The organism is Treponema sp. UBA7567, from assembly GCF_002476655.1.
In the GTDB taxonomy this organism is placed as follows: Bacteria; Spirochaetota; Spirochaetia; order Treponematales; family Treponemataceae; genus Treponema_D.
Window position 1 is genome coordinate 1 of record NZ_DLLH01000081.1, and the last position, 22,626, is coordinate 22,626.

Genomic DNA, 22,626 nt, shown 5'->3' on the forward strand with positions numbered 1-22,626 from the left:
TAAGAATAATTCTCTCATAGCTGTGTTGATAGCATCACATACAAGGTCTGTATTTAATGCTTCCATAACTGTTAAGCCCGGAAGGATTTCTGCTGCCATAGCTGCTGAATGAGTCATACCGGAACATCCGATTGTCTCAACTAAAGCTTCCTGAATAATACCTTCCTTAACGTTTAAGGATAATTTACAAGCACCCTGCTGTGGTGCACACCAGCCAATACCATGTGTATAGCCTGAAATATCCTTCACTTCTTTTGCCTGAACCCATTTTCCTTCCTCAGGAATTGGAGCCGGCCCGTGATATGCGCCTTTAGCCAAAGGACACATATGCTCTACTTCTGCTGTGTAGACCATAATATTCTCCTAAAAATAAAAATCTGTTTTGATTCCGTCTCTTTTTAGGAAGAGACTGTTTCTCTGTTTTATGCAGGAATTGCAGCATTTTTTCAACTGCAAACCACTACATTGTTTTGTTATTGATTATAGTTTTTTTAAAATTGAAATTCAACGACAAAAGCAAAAGTTTTTTGAGCTTAATGATTTTATGGGCGTTCCGGTTGTATTTACAACCGTCAGGCCTTTCGCCCTTGCATTGTCCGTCGCCTGCAACGGACAACGGCTGCGCCGGGGCTACAGTCCTTAACGCGTTTTATTGTTTTCCTTAGAAATTACAAAAATAAACGAAAAAAGCAGCATTAAAAACGTAATAATCCAGCTTATCGGATAACTTAAAAATATATTGCCAAAAGAATACAATCCAGGAAGCTTAAAAACCGTAAAAAGATAGACAAGGCGGCTTCCACAGACAAAAATCAAAGTCATAACAGCAGGCATAAGGCTCCGTCCCATTCCGCGAAGACTATTTGCCATAACGTCCATTATGCCGCAGGTAAAATAAGTTGAACAAATCACAAGAAAACGTTCCGCGGCCTTGTCTATTACAAGAGGATTTGACGTAAAAACCGAGAAAAGCTGCCTGCCAAAAAGAATACAAATTCCGCCAATAACAGCGCCGACAATGCAGACAGAAAAAAGGCTTGTCAAAACGACTCTCTTTACGCGGTCAATTTTCTTTGCGCCAACATTTTGACTTACAAAAGTAAGGCTTCCCTGGGCAATGCTGTTCATTGAAATATAAACAAAACCTTCAATGCTTTGACTTGCGCTGCTTCCGGCAACAGCAACCGCTCCAAAACTGTTTACGGTAGATTGAATCACCATATTGCTAAAACTAAAAAGACTGCTCTGAAAACCTGCTGGTACTCCGATTTTTAAAATTTTCGCAAGAATATCGCTGTTAAGGCAAAGTTTTTTTAAGTCCAGCTTAAAATCATCTTTCTCTGTAAGAAGAATAAAAAGGACGCATACGGCGGAAAGAGCCTGGCTTATTACAGTCGCCCACGCCACCCCGGCAACATCGAGATTAAATTTTATTACAAAGACAAGATTTAAAACAACGTTTAAAATTCCGCTTACAAAAAGAATATAGAGCGGCCGTTTTGTGTCGCCTTTTGCCCGTAAAAGAGCAGAACCAAAATTATAAACAACGCTCGGAAAAATTCCGCAAAAATAAATTCGCAGGTAAAGCGCAGAAAGAGGAAGAACTTCCTCAGGAGCGTCCATAACAATCAAAATCTGCCGGCTAAACAAAACTCCGACAACGCTTATAAAAGCTCCGCATAAAAGGCTCAGGACAAACGAAGTATGAACTGTCAAACTTACTTTTTTTGAATCTCCGCAACCGGTAAAATTTGCAGCAACAACATTGCACCCGATAGAAATTCCTAAAACCGTGTTTACAAGAAAATTTACAAGAGAACTTGTTGAGCCGACGGCAGCAAGAGAATTATCTCCAGCAAACCTGCCTACAACAACAACATCCGCCGCATTAAAAAAAAGCTGCAAAATTGAACTTAGCATAAGCGGAATCGAAAATTTCATTAACTTGGGAAAAATTGCTCCCGTCGTCATGTCAATCTGATTGCTTTTCATTTTTTATTTCCGACAAACAAAAAAAATAAAAAAAAACGGCCATCAAACTGATGACCGTTTTTGTGAGCTACGATGGACTCGAACCATCGACAGCCGCCTTAAAAGGGCGGTGCTCTACCACCTGAGCTAGTAGCCCATTCACTCAATTGCTGAATGCCTAATTACTATATGATTTATGAAAAAAAGTGTCAATATCTAAAAACTGTTTTTTTTTAATTTTTCAAAAACTAAATTTTGCTTTCTTAGAAAACTCTTACCCGAAATTAAGCAGATTTTAAAGATTGCATTTGTTTTTAGTTATAAAGTTTAATCATAAACAAAGCTGCATCGGCAACTTTTTGATTTTATTTTTTAGAGGTGGTTTTATGAAAAAATCCATTAAAATTATTTTGACAGCTGTTTTTCTTTCTGTCTTTGCAGGAACAAGTATTTTTGCAAAAAGTCCAAGGGCAGAAGAAAAAAACGATCAGCCAAGAGAACACTCTTTCAAGCACAGAAGAAACGATGTTCCGCCAAGACCGCACTTTAACCTGTTTGATGACGACAGCGTTTCTTTTATTGGAACTATAAAAAAAATAAGCTCTGACGCAAGCCTTATTACAATTACAAACACTGACGGAAAGGACGAGACATTTGCATTGACTCCGTTTACAAAAATCTGCATTCCGCCAGAAAGAGCTTTGAATCAGCAGGCTGAAAATCCTGATGAAAAGCCAGAACTTCCTCCTCCGCCTTGCTCAACGGCTGCAGATTTACAGAAAGACGACTGGGTTATCGTAAAAACTGCGGCTACTGACACAAAGACTCCTGTTGCAGGAATAATTTTTGTTTCTAAAAAAACAGTCGAAAAAAAATAATATCCAACAAAAAGGCGCGTAAGTTTTTTTTAGCTTATCCGGTGCGTTTACGCCGGATGCGCCGGGCTTTAGTTGGTGTTTAAGAGAGGATTGATAAAAATCAATCCTCTCTTAAACGGCAATGAGGGCTACCGAACCCAGAGCAGCCGGTCGCGGCAAATAAAATGCCGTCCTAAAAATTTTAATAAAATAAAACAGCCTTTAAATAATTGAAAATCTCTGCAATAATAAACATAAGGTTTTTGAAATGGCTGAAATAAATAGTGAAAACAGTGAAATTTTCGGGCGCAAGATTTTTTTTATCTGCGCAACATTCACCCTTAACACAAATATTATTTTGCGGTTGATGGAACAAGAATATGAAATTTACAAGATCGATGAGCCGCGCCAGTTAAAAAATCTTTTAGAATTAAATCCTCAGTCAATTGTTTATTTTAATGTCGATACTCACTTTTCTTCTCAGGTTTGGTTCAATTTTATTTCGAGTTTTGAACACAATCCAAAATTTGAAAAATGCGATTTTGGTGTTTTTTCTACAAAAGGAACCGGAAAATTTCTATATGGAAACGCATTAAAACTTTCGGCTGGAGCTTTTACCATCGATAAAAATTTTGGCGAAATTATGGGGCTGCTTTTGCAGAAACTTGAACTTTTAAAAGCAAAAGGCATGAGAAAATTTGTGCGTTTAATATGCGCCGACAATAAATCCGCCGAAGCTTATTTTATAAGCGGAAATATGATGTTCAAAATGAATTTTATCGACATTTCGTCTATCGGCGTTGGGCTGATTGTTCCTATGAAATATGCCGGATTTATAAAAATAAATTCTGTAATTCAAGGACTTACCCTTGTTCTCGGAAACAAGCAGCTTAAAGTGAATGCAAAAGTTCATACAATAAAAGCTGTTTCTTCTGGAATTTTAGCCGCCCTTATTTTTACTCCCGATACTCCTGGAAATTTCAGAAACTACGTGCGGACCTATATTTGCGAAGAGCTCCAGAAAAAAATGGCTGCAAGCCTCATAAAACTGCAGCTGGACAACACGGACTACACGATTGAAGTCCCGGCTGCCGTTGACGGCGATAAAGAGCAAAAAAAAGTTGAAAAAACTGCTGAAGAAAATAATGAAAGAAGTCCCGCAGAAGAAGAGTCCGAGGAAAATAAAAATCAAGAACCTAAAACTCTCAAAAAAACTGAATAAAAGCTTACAAAAATTCAAAAAATTGAATAAAACAAATAAGAAGCGGTCAAATTTTATATCGTTTTCTGACAATTTTTCAAAACTAGGAATTTTCTTCCAAAACTGCAAGAGTGTCGCTTTCTCCGGAAATTTCTGATTTTGAGAGCGGACGCAAAATCTTTACTTTTATTAGAGAGCCTGGCTCAGGAAGTTTTTCGTTCGTTCCGAACACAAGTTTACAGTGAAGAAAATTGCCAGTTACCGCGTGGACTACGATTCTATCTGCAAAAATTTTCGGTCTGTGGACAGTTTCGCAAACAGCCTCAAGCACCTGCCCTTCAAAAGAAGCTATATACTCTGATTTTGATTTTTTGTTAAAAGCTTCCAGAGCCTCAATTCTTTTTCCTGCGACTGAATTAGGAACCATAGGGCGCATAGAAAACGCCTCTGTGTTTGGGCGGGCGCTAAATGGAAAAGCGTGGACAAAAGAAAAGCCGCAATCACCGAGCATCTTTAGAGTGAGCTCAAAATCTTCATCGGTTTCGCCAGGAAAACCTGCAATAATATCGCAAGCAAGGAACGGATTTTTTTTCGCTTTTTTTAAGAGGCTGCAGGCTTTGTAAACGGCTTCGATTTTGTAAGGACGCTTCATTTTTGCCAAAACAGAATCGCTTCCGCTCTGCACAGAAAGATGAAAATGGGGGCAAACTCTTCTGTCGCTGATTATTTGCGCAAGCTCTTCATCGACGATTTCCGGGTAAAGGCTGGAAATTCTAAAGCGGATTGACTTTGTATTCTGCAAAAAAAGCCTCAAAAGACCTGCGAAATTTACAAAACCGTCTTTGTAATGTCCGCGATACTGAGAAATGTTTACAGTTGTAATAACAACTTCGTTCTGACCTTTTTCTTCAAGCTTTTGAACGCGTCTGATTGCTTCTTCGGCGTCTAAACTCACGGATTTTCCGCGGGCAAGGCGGATTGCGCAATAAGTGCAGGCGCAGTTGCATCCGTCCTGAATTTTTAAGGAAGCTCGTGAATGATGCGCAAAGCCGTCAGGAACAAGGCGGAACGGTTCTTGAATTTGATTATTTCCGGCTGTTTTATAAATCGCTTCAAAACTTTTTTGAATAAAAGCGGCAAGCTCTTCACCATAAAGCTCTGGATTTTGCTTTAAAACTTCTGGAACGTCGGCAAGATGTCCTTTATACTGCCCGCCCAAGACACAGATTTTTTTTCCGATTGCAAGAATTTCGTCGCGGCTGTTCTGCGCATAGCAGCCAGTAACAAGAACTGCACTTTTCGGGCATTTTGAAAGAAGAAGGCGGATTATTCTCCGCGCTTTTTGCTCGGCCTTTGCCGTAACAGTGCAAGTATTTACAACGCAGAGTTTTACGGACAAATTTTCGGCAGTCGCGGCAGAAAAAGGCGACATTGAAATTTCAAAACCCGCATATTTAAATGCGCTAGCCGCACCTTCGCTTTCGACTTGATTGAGCTTGCAGCCGAGCGTTTCAAAGTGAATTATTTCTGACATTTTTAGCGGAGTTTTGCAACAACCCGTTCACGGCCGCGGATTGCATCGGAATTAGAACCGTTGAGCTCGATCGCTTTGCTGTATGCTTCGAGCGCACCGTTGTAGTTTCCGGTCATTTCGCGCGCATAACCGCATCTAGTCCACCAATAATCAACTAAAGGTTCTGTATGAACAGCCGTTGAAAAAGAAATATCTGCATGCTGATATTTTGCCTGACGGATATAAATTTCGCCCATGTAATAATAGGCATTGCCAATGCGGCTTCCGTTTGCAGGAACATTTGCCAGATAATACTGAAAAAGTTCGAGCGCGGCAGTATTTTTTCCAAGATAGAATTTTGCCTCCGCCTGAATTTCAATCAAGCGCACATCAGTTGAATTGATTTTCCGGGCTTCTGCAGAACGCTGCTCTGCCTCTGCATACTGTCTGTTGCGGACAAGGCTCCAGCAAAGAACGCAATATGAATCAATATTCTGCGGATCTTCCGCGATTTCCTGTTCGCAAATTTTTATTGCTTCTGCATATTTCCCGTTGCGGTAAAGAACAAGAGCATCTGCCCTCTGCTGCGCAAACGACTGAATCGAAAAAAGAGAAATGATTATTAAAACTAAAAATGATTTTTTCATTATTTTATCCTTGCATTGTGCATTTGCCGGAAAAATGAGAACCAGGTTCAAGAACAACCTGCTTTGCAGAAATATCCCCGTTTACAGAGCCTGTCGAAGAAACAAAAATCAAATCCTGACCGTTGATATTGCCTTCAACCTTTCCGCGAACAAGCACACGGCTTGCCGAAATTCCCGCATTTACAACTGCATTCGAATCAATCACTAGATCGCTTGTCGCCTCGATTGAACCGTTTACATTGCCACGAATCATAAAAGGCTTTGTGAATTTTATTTTTCCGCTAAAAGTAATATCGGAAGCAAGAATTGTATCAAAATCTTCTTCTTCAAGATCGAAAAAGTCTGTGTCTTTTACATCAAACATTCCATCATTTTACAAATATAAAAGATTTTTTTCAAGGAAACAGGAAACAGAAAAAATGTGTAAACAATAAGCGCAAATCTATGCCAAAGTTGTTTTATTGTCGATTTTTAACTATAATTGAATTATGAATTTTCTGCGCTCCTGCGTTTCAGTTTTTTTTCTCGTTTTTAGTTTTTCTTTTTTTTCATGCAACTCAACTTCAAGCATAAGCCAAAACAAACCGGATTTTCCAAAAATAGAAGAACCTCAGAATTCTTCAATTACAATGCTCTTTGCAGGCGACATTATGGCGCACGAAATCAATTTTAAGGCGCAGAAGTTTGAAAGAATTTGGCAGGATGTAAAGCCTCTCGTAAAAAGCTGCGATCTAGCCTTTGCAAACATAGAAGCTCCGGTAAACAGCAAGCACGAATGGAGCACTTATCCGCAGTTCAACATGCATCCGGAATACGTCCAGGCGGCAATTGATTCTGGATTCAATGTTTTTTCGCTTGCAAACAATCACACAAACGACTGGTATCTTGACGGAATAAATGCAACCCGAAACTATTTTGAAAAAAAGACTGATGTTTTTGCCTGCGGAATAAAATCAAATCCCTCACAAAAGCTCACATTCCAAATTATAGAAAAAAACGGCTGGAAAATTCTTTTTGCGGCCGTTACAGAAATTTTAAACCGGCCAGATTATGCTTCGTGGATTGACTATTTTCCTCCAAAAAAACATTCCCAGCTCATTGAAGAACTAAAGGAAATCCAGTCCCAAAACGAACACGACATTTTTGTTTTGAGCGTCCACACTGACGAAGAGGAATACAAAAAAAACGTAACAGAAAGCCATAAAAAATTTTTCCGCCAGCTGATTGAAGAATGCAAAGTTGATGTAATTTGGGCAAATCATCCTCACGTTTACAAAACTTTTGAAACAGTAACAATTTCTGACGGCAAAACAGAAAAAAACGCGCAAAGCGATTCGCCTTCAACAAAAACAAGAAAAGCATTTATAATGTACGCAAACGGAAACACAATTTCTGGACAGAGGTCTTCGCCTTCGCTTACAAAAACCGCAAATGCGCGCGATGACACAGGCGACGGACTTTTTATAAAAATGACTTTTGAAAAAACTTCTTCGCAAGTCAGCATAAAGCAGATCGAACCGCACTTTATAACGTCTTACATTCAGCCGGACGGACAGATTGTGCTTCGTCTTGCTGATGACGATTTTATTCACTGTCTGAAGCGCTCAGGACTTTTTTACTGGGCAAAATATATTGAATCAAGAAAAAAAATTTACGAAAACACAAAAGGAAATTCATTATGGCAATAAATTATAAAAAGCTGCCTGTTTACGAACAAAAACAGCTTATTTTAGACCAGCTTGCAAAAAATCAGGTAATTGTAGTTCAGTCCACAACTGGCTCAGGAAAAACAACTCAAATTCCTGTAATTCTTCACGAAGCAGGCTATTCTCAAAACGGAGTAATTGCTGTAACACAGCCACGAAGAATTGCCGCCCTTTCGGTAAGCGAATTCATTGCAAAACAGTTAAACACGACTTATCCGGGACTTGTCGGCTACAAAATGCGGTTTGAAGATAAAACTGATTCTTCAACAAAAATCAAGATAATGACAGATGGAATTTTGCTGCAGGAAATGAAACTTGATCCGTGGATGAGCAAATATTCGGTAATCATGATTGACGAAGCCCACGAACGTTCGCTGAACATTGACTTTTGTCTTGGACTTTTAAAGCGAATTCTTGCTGTCAGACCGGATTTTAAGGTTATTATTTCTTCGGCAACAATGAATGCGCAGGCTTTTTCAAAATATTTTAACGGCTGTCCGATTGTGACAATTGAAACCCAGGTTTTTCCGGTTACGATGGTTTACGATCCGCCGGCAATAAAACCGACAACTTCCACAGAATCAGGCGCTCAGGCAATTTTAAGCAAAATTGAATCGACAATCGGACGCGTTCTGGACAACCATGAGCCTGGCGACATTTTGATTTTTCTTCCCGGCGAAAAAATCATAAAAGACTGCGTGCAAAAACTTTACAACTCAAGTTTCCGCTCAAAAATCCACATTGTGCCGCTTTACGGAAGGCTTCCTAAAGAAGAGCAGGAAAAAGTTTTTGACTCCGCCCCATTCGGAAAAAAGAAAGTTGTAATTTCAACAAATATCGCCGAAACTTCTGTAACGATAAATGGAATAACAACGGTTATAGACTCGGGCTTGGCAAAATTGAATTTTTATAACCCGAAAACCTATACATCATCTCTAATCGAAACTCCGGTAAGCAAGGCAAGCTGCAACCAAAGACGCGGACGCGCAGGACGAACCTGTTCCGGAACATGCTACCGGCTTTACAAGCGCACAGATTTTGAAAGCAGGAGCGAATACACGACAGAAGAAATTTTCCGCACCGACTTGAGCGAAGTTCTTTTGAGAATGAGCGAGCTTGGAATTACGGATTTTGAAAATTTTGACTTTATTTCAAAGCCAGAAAAAGAAAATATTCTCGGCGCGCTCGAAACACTCAACATGCTCAAAGCACTCAATCCAGACAGGACTCTTTCTTCAATCGGAAAACTCATGGTTGAATTTCCACTGGAACCGCGTGTAAGCAGAATTTTAGTGGAAAGTATAATGAATTATCCTGACGTGCTTGATGAAAGCGTAATTGCAGCTGCATTCTTAAGCACCCAGTCGCCTTTTGTTCTTCCTCCTGGAGAAGAAATGGACGCACGGGCAGCGCATCACGCTTTCCGCGACATTCAGGGAGACTTTGTTTCTTACGTAAAACTTTTTAGACGCTACCAGTCAATGGAAAACAAAACCCGCTTTTGCCAGAACAACTACCTCGACGAAAAAGTGATGAAAGAAATTTCAAGCATTAGAACCCAGCTCGAAGAAGAAATCAGCGCTCTTGGAATTCCTGTAACTGGCGGAGGCTCGATGGATAACTACCTTTGCTGTATTTCGGCAGGAATGATTCAGTTTGTTTGCGTGCGCGATGGAAAAGAAAACTACCGTTCATTGACGACCGACCACATTTCAATCCATCCTGGTTCCGGAATGTTCCGCACTTCCCCACTTTTTATTGTTGCCGGAGAAATTGTAAGAACAAGCCGGATGTTTGCAATGAGCGTAAGTCCTCTTACAAAAGCGCTTCTTGCGAAAATCGATCCGTCTCTCGAAAAAAAACTGATGTCAGTCCGTGGAGCAAAAGGAAAATCGCTCACCGGAAACCTTGAATACACAGGTTCAACATTCAGAGAGCAAAAAGGAAAACCTGGACGCGATGACAGTTATTTTGGCGGAAAACTGGACAAAAACGAAAAGAAAAAGCGCGATGAAAATTCAATTGGAATCGGAGGAGAACTTTTCGCACTTGAAAAAGTCAAAGGCAAAAAACAGGCAGTTCTTCCTTACGAAAAATTCAAAGAAGCTCTTCTTTCAGAAAATGACAAAAATAAACTTGCGGCGCTTGCAAATCTTCGCGGAAAACTCGTTCTAAAAGGCGGCTTTGCGCTTACAGGCGAAAAATTTGAACTGATTGCAAAACTTGTCAAAAATTTGAATTTAACTCCTGTAGATGCAAAATCCTGGCCGAAAAATTTCAACATCACTTTAAATGACGAAAAAGACGGCGAGCTTTTGATTCAAAATTTAAAATACGTTCTGAACCTTACAATGGCAAAATCGCGGACAAAAGAATTCGGTTTTATAACTCTCTTTAGCGACAGCCGTGGAACATACTGGTTTAAAGTAAGCCGAGGATTTGTCACTGCGCTAAATGAAAGTCTTGCAGCATTGGAAAATCTTGTTGACGATGCGGGACAAATTTTAAGTGCAGTTCAAAAAGAAAAAGTGAACATGCTTTACAGAATGTTGAACAGTCTGTACGAGTAACGCTTTTTAGCAAAACTTATTGCTCTTATTTGGCATTTGCGTTTGGATTGCTCTTTTTTTCAAGTTTTTCTTTCTGCTCTTCGGCAATTTTTTCAGCTTCTTTGACAGTGCTGTCCGAAGAACCCAAGATTTTCTTTGCTTTTTCGGCATTTGCGTTTTTCTTGAGCGGATTTTTTGCGGATTCGAGAATAATCTGCCTTACAACGGGCAAAACGGCTGGATAACGGCCTTTTGAATAAATATCAAGCCCGGTTCCCTGAGTGGCAGTGTCCGTTGAATCAAGATAATCCTTGCAGATAGAAGAAAATTCGTTCCGCTTATATTTTGCAAATTCTTTTCCGAGCGCGTATCGGAGAGGTTTTCTTCTGTTGTCTTTTAGAGTTTCGCGGGCAAGAGCAATAATCTCGTCAGTGCCGGCATTGTTGTATTCAAGAAGAGCAGCGGCAACACGGCTTTTTGGAGTATCTGCAACTTTTTTGTCCGTAATGAGCTTGACAAGATAGTCATTCCCTTCTTTTGTGTTTAGGCTGGCAATTGCAGGATAGCACTTTTTTTTGACAGAATCTTCTTTGTCTTTTTCAAGCCGATAGACAAGATAAGGAACGGCTTCTTTATAATCATTTTTTTTGCAGGCTTCGATAGCCTCGATCCGAACCGTAACATGAGAGTCGCGTATTGCTTCAATAACAGTTTTTTTCGCCTCGTCATTTTCCTTAAAATTGGAAAGTCCCTTTACAACTGAACAGCGAAGTTTTGGGTCTGTATCTTCGTAAAGCTTTACAAGAATTTTGACAGCCTCTTTTTTTTCCATTGAACCGATCGCTTCTGCCGAATACATTCTTATAAAAGTATTTTCGTCTTCGTCCTGAGCCATTTCTACAAGCTTATCGTAAGTTTCTACGGCCTTGATTTTTCCAAGAACTTTTACAAGCTGCTGCCGCTGAGCAAGCGATAAATCTTCGCGTTCCAAATATTCTGACAAAAAAACAGCCTCTTTTGAACCGCCGATTTCGCCAAGAGTCGTAAGCGCGTCCGTAAAATAGTTTTCATCTTCGCTTTCTACGAGTTTAAGAACAGCCGGAAGAGCTTCTTTTGTTTTTACCGACTGAATATACTTAAAAACCGCATCTACAGTCGATTTTTTTTGCTCATAAGGATCGTCAAGAATTTCGAGCGCAAAATTTTCAAGGCAAGGGTCTTTGAGCTTTGTAAAATACTCGAGAATTTTTTCGCGGACAGCAATATTTTTTGTAACGTAAAATAAATCGTAAACTTCATCGACAAAGCGGACATCTTCATTTTTAACAAAATCATTCAGGAGCTCGATAATATCATCTTCCATTCCAAATTTTAAAGTGTCGGCGTTTTCTTTTCTTGTGTCCGGAAATTCCTCGTCAAGTTCCGCAATTTTTTCCGCATTCTGCTTTTGAGGCCGTTTTTTTGGAATTTTTACGGAAACCTCTTCCGCTTCATCATCAACGTCAGAATTTTCTTCGGAAGGATTATCGTTTTCTTGATTTTCGGCTTCTGCTACAACTTCGATATTTTCTTTATTTTCGGTTTGTGGAGAATTTTCGGTTTCTGTCTGAGTTTCCGAATTTGCCGACGTTTCAGCTTCCGGCGGATTCTGCGACTGAACTGTTTTTTCAGAAGCAGAAACAACTTCCGCGGTTTGTCCGAAAAACTGCAATTTTAGAAAACAAAATGCCGTCAAAACCAAAATATTTTTTTTCATAAAAACTTCCGCAAAATTTATTTTATATTTCCAGCGTGATACCGTTTTAAAAAGTCCGTTCTATATTTTTCAAAGCGGTTTTCTTCAATCGCAAGGCGAATTTCTTTCATCATATTATGCAAAAAATACAAGTTGTGGTAACTTGCCAGCATGCTGCTCAAAATTTCCTGTTCCTTAAAAAGATGACGAAGATAACTTCTTGAATAATTGCGGCAGACTTTACAATTGCATTCGCTGTCAACAGGTCCAAAATCGTGAATAAAACGCTCCTGTTTAATTGAAAGTTTTCCGTCATGAGTAAAATACGAACCGTTGCGCGCATTTCTCGTAGGCAAAACGCAGTCAAACATATCAATTCCGCTGTGAACGGCATCCAAAATGTAGTCCGGAGTTCCAATTCCCATAACGTATTTTGCTTTTTCCTTTGGAAGATGACTGACCGTAAAATCCAGCATAGAAGCAAAAACTTCCGCAGGCTCGCCTACACTCAAACCGCCGATTGCAATTGCCGGCATTTCCATCGAAGTTACAAATTCTGCAGAACGGATTCTTAAATCTTCAAAAAAGTTTCCCTGAACGATTGGCAGAAGAATTCCTTTATAACCTTCGTCCTGTTTTTTTAACCATTCAGATTTTGCGCGCTTTAACCAGTTTTCTGTTATTTCGAGCGAATGAAGGGCTTCTTTTTTATCAATTCCCCAGCCAGAACAAACGTCAAGCTGCATCTGAATATCCGAATTGAACTGAGCCTGAACGTCCACAATTTTTTCTGGAGTAAAAAGATGCCGGCTTCCGTCAATATTTGAAGCAAACATTGCTCCTTCTTCCGTTATTTTGCGCAGTTTTGAAAGGCTCCATACCTGAAAACCACCAGAATCTGTAAGAAAATTTTTTTTCCAGCCGGAAAATCCATGCAGACCGCCAGCTTCCTCGATCACATCGCTTCCAGGCCTTAAATAAAGATGATAAGTATTTGCGAGAATAATTTCAAAGCCGATTTCGTCCAAATCATCTTTTGTAAGAGCCTTTACAGTCGCGTTTGTTCCAACAGGCATAAAAACCGGAGTCTGAACGTCGCCGTGCGGCAGGTGCAATGTTCCGGTACGTGCCTTTCCGTCAGAAGACTCGTGTTTAATGTCAAAAATATCCATCATCATTTTATCCTTAAGAAATCATTTTTCTACGTTCTCGCATATTTTAGAAGAACCAGACTTACAACGACAAACAGAAAAACCGGCAGCCAGGCTCCAAGGAACGGAGAAAGAACTCCAAATTTTGCCATAAGCATTGTAACCATCTGAAAAACGTAGTAGATTACCGCCGCAGAAATGCAGCTGGCAAGGCTTATTAGCATTACATTTTTTCTTGTTTTTCCGCTCAAACCAATCGACAAAAATACTACAATAAAAAGAATGAATGGAAAAGCATATTTTTTGTAATAGACGCTCAAAGGCTCGTTATAAGGAAGCCCCACTCTTTTTAAGTGGGCAATGTATTCTTTTGACTCGCGGGTATCTACGGTTTCGACAGAAGTCGTGTTGTTTCTAAAAGTTTCAGGAATTTCAGTTAGCAGCGCAAGAGTAGCGGAATCAACCTCCGAAGAAACCAAATTTCCGTCAGAAAATGTGTATTTTGTAGAACCGTTGAGTTTCCAATGATCGTCCATCCAAAGTGCAGAATCGGCGCGGACAACGCAGTTTAAAGATTTATCTTCGTTTCTGATTACAATATAAAGCGCATAAAGGCGCATTGCCGAGTTGTCATAAAAATCCGCCTTATAAACGACATTTCCCTGATCGGACATGACGACGATTTTGTCATTATTAAGGCTTTTTTCGCGGTTTAAGACAATTTCCTGAAGTTCAACCTTTTTTGCAAACGTTGGAACAACAACTTTATCCTCAAAATAAAAAAGTCCAAAACTTAAGATAAATGCAAAAACCAAAAGCGGAGCTGTAAATTTTATGAGCGGAACTCCGGAGGCAAAAACCGCAACAAGTTCATTATTCGCATAAAAATCCGACAAAGTATAAGAAACTGCAAAAAGAATCGAAAGCGGCGCCGAATACCAAAGAGACTTAGGAAAATACAAAAGCATTATCTGAAAAACAGTCTTTGCCGGAACACCATTTGAAATAAAATTCCAAAGATTCATAAAAAGATCTACGAGAACTAAAACAAAGGCAAAAAAACAAAGCGAACCGACAAAAAGAGGCACAAATTTTTTTAAAATATATTTTACAAGTGTCATTTTTAATTCCTGTTTTAATTCTATTTGCCAATCAATTTTATATAGAAGAATCCGCCTGCAATCGTTATTGCAAGATTTGGCGCCCACATTACTACAAAACCATTTAAACCGCCACGGTTGCCAAAAATCTGTCCCAAAATCATCATTGTCCAGTACAAAACGCAGATTACGATTCCGACTATAAGCCCGATTGTCTGGCCGTTGTGTTTGCCAAAAAGAAGCGCGAGCGGAAGCGCCAAAAAAGCAAAAAAAATCGAACCAAAGGGCAACGAAAATTTTTTATTGTATTCAAGCTTGTAGGAATTCAACTTTTTTTTAGAAAACTCTTCTGATTCTTCCATTTGCTTTATTTTTTTATGCAAGTCGTAAGACGTCATTTCGCGAGGACTTACCCTGTTTGAAGTTGCAGAAATTGATGATTCGAAAACATTTAAATTCATCTTTTGCGAGGAAAGCACATCAAAATTTCCACGTTTTTCTTTGTCAAAAAGAAGAACCGTTGCATTGTTCATTTCCAGCGTCATAAGAACTCCGGAATCTTTTGCCTTTTTTACAACTGAATCGTCCGCAACAATTATGCGCTGCTGTCCGTCTGCTCCTGTATCAAAAAAAATCAAATCGCTTACTTGATCATTTACGACGTTTCCGATTACAAGAGTTTTGTCGACAGTTTTTTTTATTGAATTAGGTTCAAGCTCAACAGACGGATTTGAAGACAAAATCGAACGGTACAGCCGGTTGTACTTGATTGTTCCAAGCGGTAAAAGATAGTCGTTTACAAAAAATGAGCCAAGCGAAATTACCGCTCCAAGAATAATTACCGGCATTAAAATCGTTCTGTAGCTTTGACCGGAAGCACGGAAAATAAGAATTTCATTTTCAGAAACAAGCCTTCCAAGGCACATCAAAAAACCAACGAGAGTTGCAAAAGGCGCAGACTGTGCAATAATTGAAGGAAGAGCGTAAGCCATGAGTCGCATAACATCCCAAAGCGGCACTTTTTTTTCAAGAATTTTTTGAATTACGAGCAAAATCTGGTTTACAAAAAATATAAAAAAGAAGAACAGAAAGGCGACAAAAAAATACAAAAAAAGCTCTTTTAAAAGATAGCGATAAAAAACATGACGGTTTATGCCTGATTTTTCCTGCATTGCCTCGTCAAGAAAATTTGCCGTTTTATAGCAATGCAAAAAACGCATAAAAACTGCGGCGCGGTGAAAAATCGAATTTAAAAGATTAAATTTCGCCCAAAAAGGCTTGAATTTATTTTTATAAAACCAGCGGATTTTTCTGCTAAGCCTGCTTTTTGAAGCAATCCGCCAATAATAATAGCCAAGAGATTCAATATGCAGAACGCTTTTTTTTGCTTTTGAGCCGTTGAGTTTTGAGGAAATTTTACTTTTAAACTGAATCCAGCCTTTCCGAAAAAAATCCACGGTTCGGGTTATAAAGGCTTCGATTTTATCGAATTTCATTAAAGAATTTACTTTCCGGTGTGACCAAAGCCACCGCTTCCGCGTTCTGTTTCGTCCAAAAACTCAGCGGTTTCAAAAACGCCCTGAGTAACAGGAGCAACAATCATCTGTGCAATTCTGTCGCCGTCAGAAATTACAAAATCCTCGCTTCCAAGGTTGATTAAAATTACTTTTACTTCGCCACGATAATCGCTGTCAATAGTTCCTGGAGTATTAAGACAGGTAATTCCGTTTTTAGCGGCAAGTCCTGAACGAGGCCTGATTTGAACTTCAAAACCTTCTGGAATCGCCATTTTAATTCCAGTTGGAACCATAAACCGCTGCATAGGTTTTATTACAATTTTTGAGCCGTCAGGAATAAAAGCGCAGATGTCTGCTCCAGCAGAACCTGATGTCTGATAAGAAGGAAGTTTTACGCCTTTTTCGGCAAGAATTTTTATTTTGCAAGTGTTCATATTTTCTCCAATTTTAAAACTGATTTAGATTATACAGAAAAAACAGAGAATTATAAACCACCAGTCAAAAAATCCCAGCCCCGGCCGGAACGGCGCGATAGCGTTCCAAAAAAGAGAGGCGGTCAAAACCGCATTTCTTTTTTGGAATGCAGCGTAAGCGGAACCGTGGAGCGGCGGGTTAGAGCTTAAATTGCGCTCCAAATTTATAAAAAACTAAAAAGTTTCGAGGGTTTTCTTTAAAATCTCAAGACCTTCGTCGATTTCTGACTGCGAAATATTCAGCGGCGGAACAAGCCTGAGCGTGTTTTTTCCTGCTGTGGAAGTCAAAAGTCCGTTTGTGAGAAGTTTTTTTTCAAGCTCAACCGCGCTTTTTTCTTCAATAATATCAGCTCCAATCATCAGTCCCTTTCCGCGGACATCGCCGACATTCGGATTTTTCCAGGATTTTATCTCGTTTCTGATTTTTTCGCCCTTTTGTTTTACGCTTTCAAGAAATCCCGGTTTTTGAAGCTCATTCAGGACAACAAGACCTGCCGCGCAAGCCAATGAATTTCCAGCGAAGGTTGACTGATGGTCGCCTGCCTTGAAAACGCCCTCGGCTTTTCCGCGAATCAGGATTCCGCCCATAGGAACGCCGCCTGCAACGCCTTTTGCAAAGCTCACTACATCCGGCTCAAAGCCAAGCTCGTCGCTTGCCAAAATCGTGCCGGTTCTTCCGAATCCTGTCTGGACTTCGTCCGCCATAACAATTGCGCCGGCTTTTCTTGCGGCTTCTGCTGCGGCTTTTGCCCAGTCCGCGTCAATCAAGTTTACGCCGCCTTCGCCCTGAACGCACTCAATCATCAAAGCCGCGGTTGTGTCGTCAAAAGCGGTCTTGATTGCTTTCCAGTCGTTCGGCTTTATCGTCTTAAAATGCTCTGCGTAAGGAGCAAAGCAAGCTGGATGAAATTTCTCCTGGCCGGTCGCAGTCAATGTTGCGAGCGTTCTTCCATGAAAAGAAGATTCAAGCGTGTAGATTGTGCGCCGCTTTTCGCCGCCGTTCAAATATCCGTATTTGCGGGCGAGCTTGAACGCAGCCTCGTTTCCTTCCGCGCCGGAATTTCCAAAATAGACGCTTGAGAAGCCGGTCGCTTTTAAAAGTTTTTCCGCAAACTCAACGCCCACATCGCTTAAAAAATAATTGCAGACGTGGATTTGGCGCGCAGCCTGAGCTGAAATTGCGTCAACGAGCGGCTTGAAATTGTGGCCGAGCGAATTCACCGCGATTCCAGCGAGAAAATCGATATATTTTTTGCCGTCAACGTCGTAGCAAGTTGAGCCTTGCCCGTAAGCCATTTTTACGTCGAACGAGCCGTAATTATTCACAACAATTTTTGAACCCATTTTTTCCTCCAAGATTCAATGCAAGTTTTCTACCTGCGAGCTTTCACGCGTTAGGGATAAGAGCGGTTGCGCAAGCAAGTGCGAAGCACCGGAGCGTCAGCGGAGCCGCGGATAGCCCGACGGCGAAGCCGGAACGCCCGAATAAAACTGCCGATTTTTTTCAACATTTAATGACAGATGCTGAAAATTTCGGCGTGAAAGTTCAGATAAAATCAATAAATCATAGTGCCGATTCCACGGTCGCTGAACATTTCAATCAAAAGCGAATGTGGAACGCGGCCGTCGATAATGTGAGTGCGAGGAACTCCGCCGCGGCGCGCAAGCATGCAGCACTCGATTTTTGGAATCATTCCGCCGCTGATAATTCCGTCGTCGATGAATTTCTGCACGTCTTCAATATGAATTCGCGGAATAAGCGAGCCTGGCTCGTTGACATCGCGCAGAACGCCGGCGACATTTGTGAGCTGGACAAATTTTTCCGCATTGAGCGCGATTGCGATTTTTGCCGCCGCAGTGTCTGCGTTGATATTGTAGCTGTTCGAGTCTCCCTGCAAGCCCATCGCAACGCTTGAAACAACCGGAATAAAGCCCTCGTTTAAAAGCGACTCGATGATTTCAGGATGGACTTCCTCAACTTCGCCCACGAAGCCCAAGTCAACGCCGTCTTTTTCAAGTTTCTTGGCGCGCAAAAGCCCCGAGTCAACGCCGGAAAGTCCGACAGCATTTCCGCCTTCCTGCTCGATAATCTTGCAGATGTCCTTGTTAAGCTTTCCTGTAAGAACCATTTGGACAATTTCCATCGTCTCAAAATCTGTGTAGCGCAGACCGTTTATGAATTTTGACTCTTTTCCGACTCGCTCAAGCATATGGTTGATTTCAGGGCCGCCACCGTGGACAAGCACAACTTTAACGCCGATTGTGTTAAGCAAAACCAAATCCTTCATTACGGCAGACTTCAAGTTTTCGTTGAGCATAGCGTTTCCGCCATATTTTACAACAACAGTTTTTCCAACCCAATGCCTGAAATAAGGCAAAGCCTGCACAAGAACATCGCTCCAGGACGAATTGTCGAGGCGCGGATTTTTCACAAAATTTTCTTCCATAAAAATTAACTCCCAAACCAGTTAGATATTCAGCACGGATTCAACGGATGAATATGATTTTTTTTAATTTGCATTTTTAAGATTTTCCACTGAAAAAGCGAATCCGAGTGAAAATCGCCGGTCTGCGCGACTGCCGCTTGCTTTGACTGCGCTTTGCGTTAGGCAATGGAAGCCCGAAGTTCTGGAGCGGAGCGCAGGCGAAGCCAAGCGGAGCGGAAGAATGAGCGTGAGCGAAGGCTGGAACTGCCGACGGCTTAGCTTGCGAAGCCAGCTAAGCCGGAACGCCCTGCTTTCAGTTTTGATTTTCTGTTCTCCGCTTTTTTTTGCTGTCTTCCGTTTTTTCAGATTCGCGCAAGATTTTACGTTCGGTAGTCTCCGTTGATTTTCACGTAGTCGTAAGTCAGGTCGCAGCCCCAGGCCGTTCCTTTTTCGCTGCCGTCTTCAAGCTCCACGAGAATTTCGACAGCTTCTTCAGTGAGGATTTTTTTTGCCAAGTTCTCGTCAAAATTGAGCGGAACTCCGTGGTCAAAGACTTTGATTTGATTTTCCTTTCCGCCGTTCTGCTCGCCCGCGTCAAAATAACGCTTTGCGCCTTCCCTGCTCAAAAATGAAACGGAAGTTTTTTCTGGCGTGAAATTGAATCCGGAATAGCCCATCGCGTCGAGAATTCTGCCCCAGTTTGCGTCCGCGCCGAAAAAAGCGGCTTTTACGAGATTTGAGCAGATTACGGCTTTTGCCAGGCCGCGCGCGTTTTCAACTGTGTCCGCACCGACAACATTGCAGGTTACAAGCCGGCTTGCGCCTTCGCCGTCCGCAGCGATTTTTTTTGCCATTTGAGTGTTCAAAACGTTCAACGCCGCAACAAAATCGTTGAAGTCTTCGTTTTCAGAATCGATTTCAGCATTTCCGGCTTTTCCGTTCGCGAGAATCAAAAGCGTGTCGTTTGTGGAAGTGTCGCCGTCAATTGAGACGCAGTTGTAAGTTCCCGCGACAGACAAGCGCAACGCTTTTTCGAGCATTTTTGAGCTTATCGCGCAGTCGGTTGTGATTACAGAAAGCATTGTTCCCAAATTGATGTGAATCATTCCGCTTCCTTTCGCCATTGTTCCGATTTTTACGGTTTTTCCGCCGATTTTTGCTTCAAGCGCGGTTTCCTTGAATTTTGTGTCAGTTGTCATAATCGCCTGGCGGGCCTCGACGTTTCCGTTTTTGCTCAGAAGGCTAACGGACTTGTCCAAGCCGTTCAAAATTTTTTCGACAGGAAGCTGCTGGCCAATTACGCCGGTCGAGCAGACAAGAACATCGCTTTTCGAGATTTTTAGTTTTTCGCTGACCGCCACCGCTTCTTTTTCCGCGTTTTCATAGCCTTGCTTCCCTGTACAGGCATTTGCGTTTCCAGAGTTCATAATCACAGCCTGAGCTTTTCCATCCGCAATCTGCGCTTTTGTGAATTTTACACATTCGGCCTTTACGCGGTTCTGCGTGAAAACTCCAGCCGCATTGCAAACTGAATCGCTGAAAATAAGCGCGGTGTCATAAGTTGTGCGGCTTTCCTTGATTTTGTTCAAAACGCCGCTCGCGGTGAATCCTTCGGCAGCGCAAACTCCGCCGTCAATAAAAGCAAATTTCTCCATAAAAAAGCTCCACTATCACGAATAAATATGCAATTATCATACAAAGTTCTGCATATTTATTCAATATAAATATTTTCTTTATCGCTCGTTCCTTAAAATTTCACGTTTCTAAAAACCATTTTGTGTTTACATAATAAAAACACACTTATGTATTTAAAGCACCTTCTTTTCAGACCACAATTTTAATTTTATAATCATTTTATGAATGAAAACGATTTAATTGAGTTAAAAATCCAGGTAGAAAATGTTGCGCAGATTTTTTCAAAAAACAAGCCGATTTTAATGGATGGAACTTTTGACAGCCAAAAAGTCAAAGATACAATACTCGAAATGGCAACAGCCCTGCTTCCAAAAGAAAAAATAGACTGTCTTACAGAATGGATGGAAAAACACGAATTTTTCACAAGTCCTGCAAGCGCAAAATACCACGCAAACGTTGCCGGAGGACTTGCGGCTCATTCTCTTACGGTGATTTACCAAAGCCTTGTTTTTGCGCCAATGATTTTTTCAAATTTTATCCAGACAAAGCGTGCAGAATTTTATAATTTTTCAGCTGCAGACATTTTTATTGCCGCGCTGTCTCACGATTTTTGCAAAGCTGGATTTTATTCAGTCGAACACAAAAAAACAAAAAACTATCAGGGGAACTGGGTTTACGAGCCTTATTTTAAAGTAAAAAGCGAAAACCGAAATCTTGGTCACGGAAACGAATCCGCTCTCATGCTTCTTGAGTGTCTTCCAGAATACATTCATAAACGTCCGGTTCTCGAAGCAATAAGCCGCCACATGGGATTTTCCGATTTAAGTCCGAACGAAAGTTTTAACTATTCAAATTTTCTGCAAAACCCTCTTGTCATTTTGCTCCAGCTGGCAGATCAAACTGCAGCTCAATGGTGGGATTGCTAAAATTCCTAAAAAACTAAGGCAAAATCTTAATTACATCATCGAGGACATAACAAAAAGCCGGAGATGAAGATTTTTCATTTTCGACAAAAGGTGTCCTTAAGTCAATTTTATTGGAACTGTCAAACGGAGCAGTTCCTGTAAAATTTCCAGAAAAAACTACAATATCATTTTTTTCGATTTTGTTGCTAACAGATTTTACGGTCGAATCAATACTTTCCGGCAAAACTGCATAGTTTATGTCCAAAATGCGAACCCAGCCTTTTTCGATTCCTGCCATTGCGTCTTGACCGTAAACCTTGCCGTCAATGCAATCTTCAATTTTCTTATCATGCAAAAGAGCATTTATTGACTGCTCGAAATAGTATGAATAATCAACAGAACAGCTGACCAAGGAACGCGTCGGAGCAATATCTGTCATACTTTGGCTGTATCCGACATGATAGACAGGAACCGGTCTTTTTGAATTTTCACAGACAACGGCAGGTCCTTTTGTGTCAGAATGTTGAGATATTACAACGCAACCTTCATCAATCAATTCTGCGGCAACCTGCTTTTCCAAAGAATAATTTGACCAAGTGTCCGTATATTTTACGAGCATTGTCGCTTCTGGAACAACCGAGTGAACGCCAAGATAAAAAGCCGTATAGCCGGAAATAACTTCTGCAAACGGAAAAGCCGCAACGTAACCGACTTTTGCCTCTTTTGCGCTTATAACTTTCGATTCAATCATTTCCTTAAGTTTTTCTCCGGCAATCACACCGCAAATATAGCGCCCCTGATAAATTGTTCCATAACAGTTATGATAATTTGAAAGAACAGGCTCATCATTTGCATTGTCGCCAGTCGGCACACAAAAATCAATTTCTGGATGAAGCGCCGCCATCTCTTTTACAACTGGACCGTAACCGTAACTGGCGGCAATTATGTAATCACACTTTTCGTTTACAAGTTCTTCCAAAGGACCTTCAATCTGGTCTTCCGTAACATTGTACTTAGTAACACAGTCAATTTTGTCGCCAAAAACCGAAACAACGTGATTTTGTGCCTTTATAAAATTTTCTGTATAAGGAGTTATTTCATCTCCTACAAAAATGAATCCAACTTTAAGGCATCTGTCTTCGGAACGTGTCAAAATATGAAGTCCAAAAGAAAGCAGGCACATTGCAACAGAAGTAATTGTGCACAAAATATATTTTTTTTTCATTTTTACATTCATAGT

Annotated in this window: 19 protein-coding genes and 1 tRNA gene; 5 read left to right on the forward strand and 15 right to left on the reverse strand. The window is 40.7% G+C overall.

Annotation, left to right across the window (positions count from 1 at the left end):
- From B3Y13_RS09750 to B3Y13_RS09760, 3 genes are all read right to left on the reverse strand, one after another.
- A partial coding sequence (locus B3Y13_RS09750) for an iron-sulfur cluster assembly scaffold protein (protein ID WP_414718193.1) occupies positions 1 to 354 on the reverse strand: 354 nt, incomplete at its 3' end.
- Positions 355 to 639: 285 nt separating this feature from the next.
- Positions 640 to 1,992 (reverse strand): MATE family efflux transporter, encoded by a 1,353-nt coding sequence (locus tag B3Y13_RS09755; RefSeq protein ID WP_296694248.1) that lies wholly within the window; start codon positions 1,990 to 1,992, stop codon positions 640 to 642.
- Between the two features lie 63 nt (positions 1,993 to 2,055).
- Positions 2,056 to 2,128: transfer RNA gene (locus tag B3Y13_RS09760), tRNA-Lys, on the reverse strand.
- A 229-nt stretch (positions 2,129 to 2,357) separates the two neighbouring features.
- Between B3Y13_RS09760 and B3Y13_RS09765 the strand changes: the two genes are divergently transcribed.
- Complete coding sequence (locus B3Y13_RS09765; protein ID WP_296694250.1) at positions 2,358 to 2,849, forward strand: hypothetical protein; 492 nt, start codon at positions 2,358 to 2,360, stop codon at positions 2,847 to 2,849.
- A 247-nt stretch (positions 2,850 to 3,096) separates the two neighbouring features.
- On the forward strand, positions 3,097 to 4,050 hold the full coding sequence (locus tag B3Y13_RS09770; protein WP_296668132.1) for a hypothetical protein: 954 nt from the start codon (positions 3,097 to 3,099) through the stop codon (positions 4,048 to 4,050).
- Between the two features lie 82 nt (positions 4,051 to 4,132).
- Here the strand turns inward: B3Y13_RS09770 and mtaB are convergent, their stop codons facing one another.
- The 3 genes from mtaB to B3Y13_RS09785 are packed head-to-tail and all read right to left on the reverse strand — an operon-like array spanning position 4,133 to position 6,553.
- Complete coding sequence (gene mtaB / locus B3Y13_RS09775) at positions 4,133 to 5,563, reverse strand: tRNA (N(6)-L-threonylcarbamoyladenosine(37)-C(2))-methylthiotransferase MtaB (protein ID WP_296694253.1); 1,431 nt, start codon at positions 5,561 to 5,563, stop codon at positions 4,133 to 4,135.
- 2 nt (positions 5,564 to 5,565) lie between these two features.
- Positions 5,566 to 6,189 carry a tetratricopeptide repeat protein gene (locus B3Y13_RS09780; RefSeq protein ID WP_296694257.1) on the reverse strand — a complete coding sequence of 208 codons (624 nt, stop codon included), beginning with the start codon at positions 6,187 to 6,189 and terminating at the stop codon, positions 5,566 to 5,568.
- Positions 6,190 to 6,193: 4 nt separating this feature from the next.
- On the reverse strand, positions 6,194 to 6,553 hold the full coding sequence (locus tag B3Y13_RS09785; protein WP_078931132.1) for a bactofilin family protein: 360 nt from the start codon (positions 6,551 to 6,553) through the stop codon (positions 6,194 to 6,196).
- A gap of 124 nt (positions 6,554 to 6,677) precedes the next feature.
- Here B3Y13_RS09785 and B3Y13_RS09790 point away from each other — a divergent pair, with 124 nt between their 5' ends.
- Both B3Y13_RS09790 and B3Y13_RS09795 read left to right on the forward strand, forming a co-directional pair.
- Positions 6,678 to 7,877, forward strand: a complete 1,200-nt coding sequence (locus B3Y13_RS09790; RefSeq protein WP_296694259.1) for a CapA family protein — start codon at positions 6,678 to 6,680, stop codon at positions 7,875 to 7,877.
- Positions 7,868 to 10,465, forward strand: coding sequence for a helicase-related protein (locus B3Y13_RS09795; RefSeq protein ID WP_296694260.1), 2,598 nt, complete (start codon positions 7,868 to 7,870; stop codon positions 10,463 to 10,465). The genes B3Y13_RS09790 and B3Y13_RS09795 overlap by 10 nt, the downstream gene beginning before the upstream one ends.
- Positions 10,466 to 10,490: 25 nt before the next feature.
- Here the strand turns inward: B3Y13_RS09795 and B3Y13_RS09800 are convergent, their stop codons facing one another.
- The 8 genes from B3Y13_RS09800 to argJ form a co-directional block, all read right to left on the reverse strand.
- Entirely contained in the window at positions 10,491 to 12,200 is a 1,710-nt protein-coding gene (locus tag B3Y13_RS09800) for a HEAT repeat domain-containing protein (protein WP_296694263.1), read from the reverse strand.
- A gap of 17 nt (positions 12,201 to 12,217) precedes the next feature.
- The gene (gene tgt, locus B3Y13_RS09805) at positions 12,218 to 13,354 is read right to left on the reverse strand and encodes a tRNA guanosine(34) transglycosylase Tgt (protein WP_414717806.1); all 1,137 of its coding nucleotides are present in this window, start codon (positions 13,352 to 13,354) and stop codon (positions 12,218 to 12,220) included.
- A gap of 26 nt (positions 13,355 to 13,380) precedes the next feature.
- Complete coding sequence (locus B3Y13_RS09810; RefSeq protein WP_296668145.1) at positions 13,381 to 14,451, reverse strand: LptF/LptG family permease; 1,071 nt, start codon at positions 14,449 to 14,451, stop codon at positions 13,381 to 13,383.
- A 20-nt stretch (positions 14,452 to 14,471) separates the two neighbouring features.
- Positions 14,472 to 15,926, reverse strand: coding sequence for an LptF/LptG family permease (locus B3Y13_RS09815; RefSeq protein ID WP_296668147.1), 1,455 nt, complete (start codon positions 15,924 to 15,926; stop codon positions 14,472 to 14,474).
- A gap of 8 nt (positions 15,927 to 15,934) precedes the next feature.
- Positions 15,935 to 16,381, reverse strand: a complete 447-nt coding sequence (gene dut / locus B3Y13_RS09820; protein ID WP_296668149.1) for a dUTP diphosphatase — start codon at positions 16,379 to 16,381, stop codon at positions 15,935 to 15,937.
- 213 nt (positions 16,382 to 16,594) lie between these two features.
- Positions 16,595 to 17,764 (reverse strand): aspartate aminotransferase family protein, encoded by a 1,170-nt coding sequence (locus B3Y13_RS09825; RefSeq protein ID WP_296694266.1) that lies wholly within the window; start codon positions 17,762 to 17,764, stop codon positions 16,595 to 16,597.
- A 212-nt stretch (positions 17,765 to 17,976) separates the two neighbouring features.
- A complete protein-coding gene (gene argB / locus B3Y13_RS09830) occupies positions 17,977 to 18,867 on the reverse strand; it encodes an acetylglutamate kinase (RefSeq protein ID WP_296020515.1) in 891 nt (296 codons plus the stop codon).
- Between the two features lie 359 nt (positions 18,868 to 19,226).
- Positions 19,227 to 20,501: a bifunctional glutamate N-acetyltransferase/amino-acid acetyltransferase ArgJ gene (argJ, locus tag B3Y13_RS09835; RefSeq protein ID WP_296694269.1), complete on the reverse strand. Its 1,275-nt coding sequence runs from the start codon at positions 20,499 to 20,501 to the stop codon at positions 19,227 to 19,229.
- A 201-nt stretch (positions 20,502 to 20,702) separates the two neighbouring features.
- On the opposite strand from argJ, the gene B3Y13_RS09840 reads away from it, so the two are divergent.
- Positions 20,703 to 21,407 carry a hypothetical protein gene (locus tag B3Y13_RS09840; RefSeq protein WP_296020523.1) on the forward strand — a complete coding sequence of 235 codons (705 nt, stop codon included), beginning with the start codon at positions 20,703 to 20,705 and terminating at the stop codon, positions 21,405 to 21,407.
- A gap of 13 nt (positions 21,408 to 21,420) precedes the next feature.
- Here B3Y13_RS09840 and B3Y13_RS09845 read toward each other — a convergent pair whose 3' ends face one another.
- A complete protein-coding gene (locus tag B3Y13_RS09845) occupies positions 21,421 to 22,623 on the reverse strand; it encodes a BMP family ABC transporter substrate-binding protein (protein ID WP_296667104.1) in 1,203 nt (400 codons plus the stop codon).
- Positions 22,624 to 22,626 lie beyond the last annotated feature (3 nt).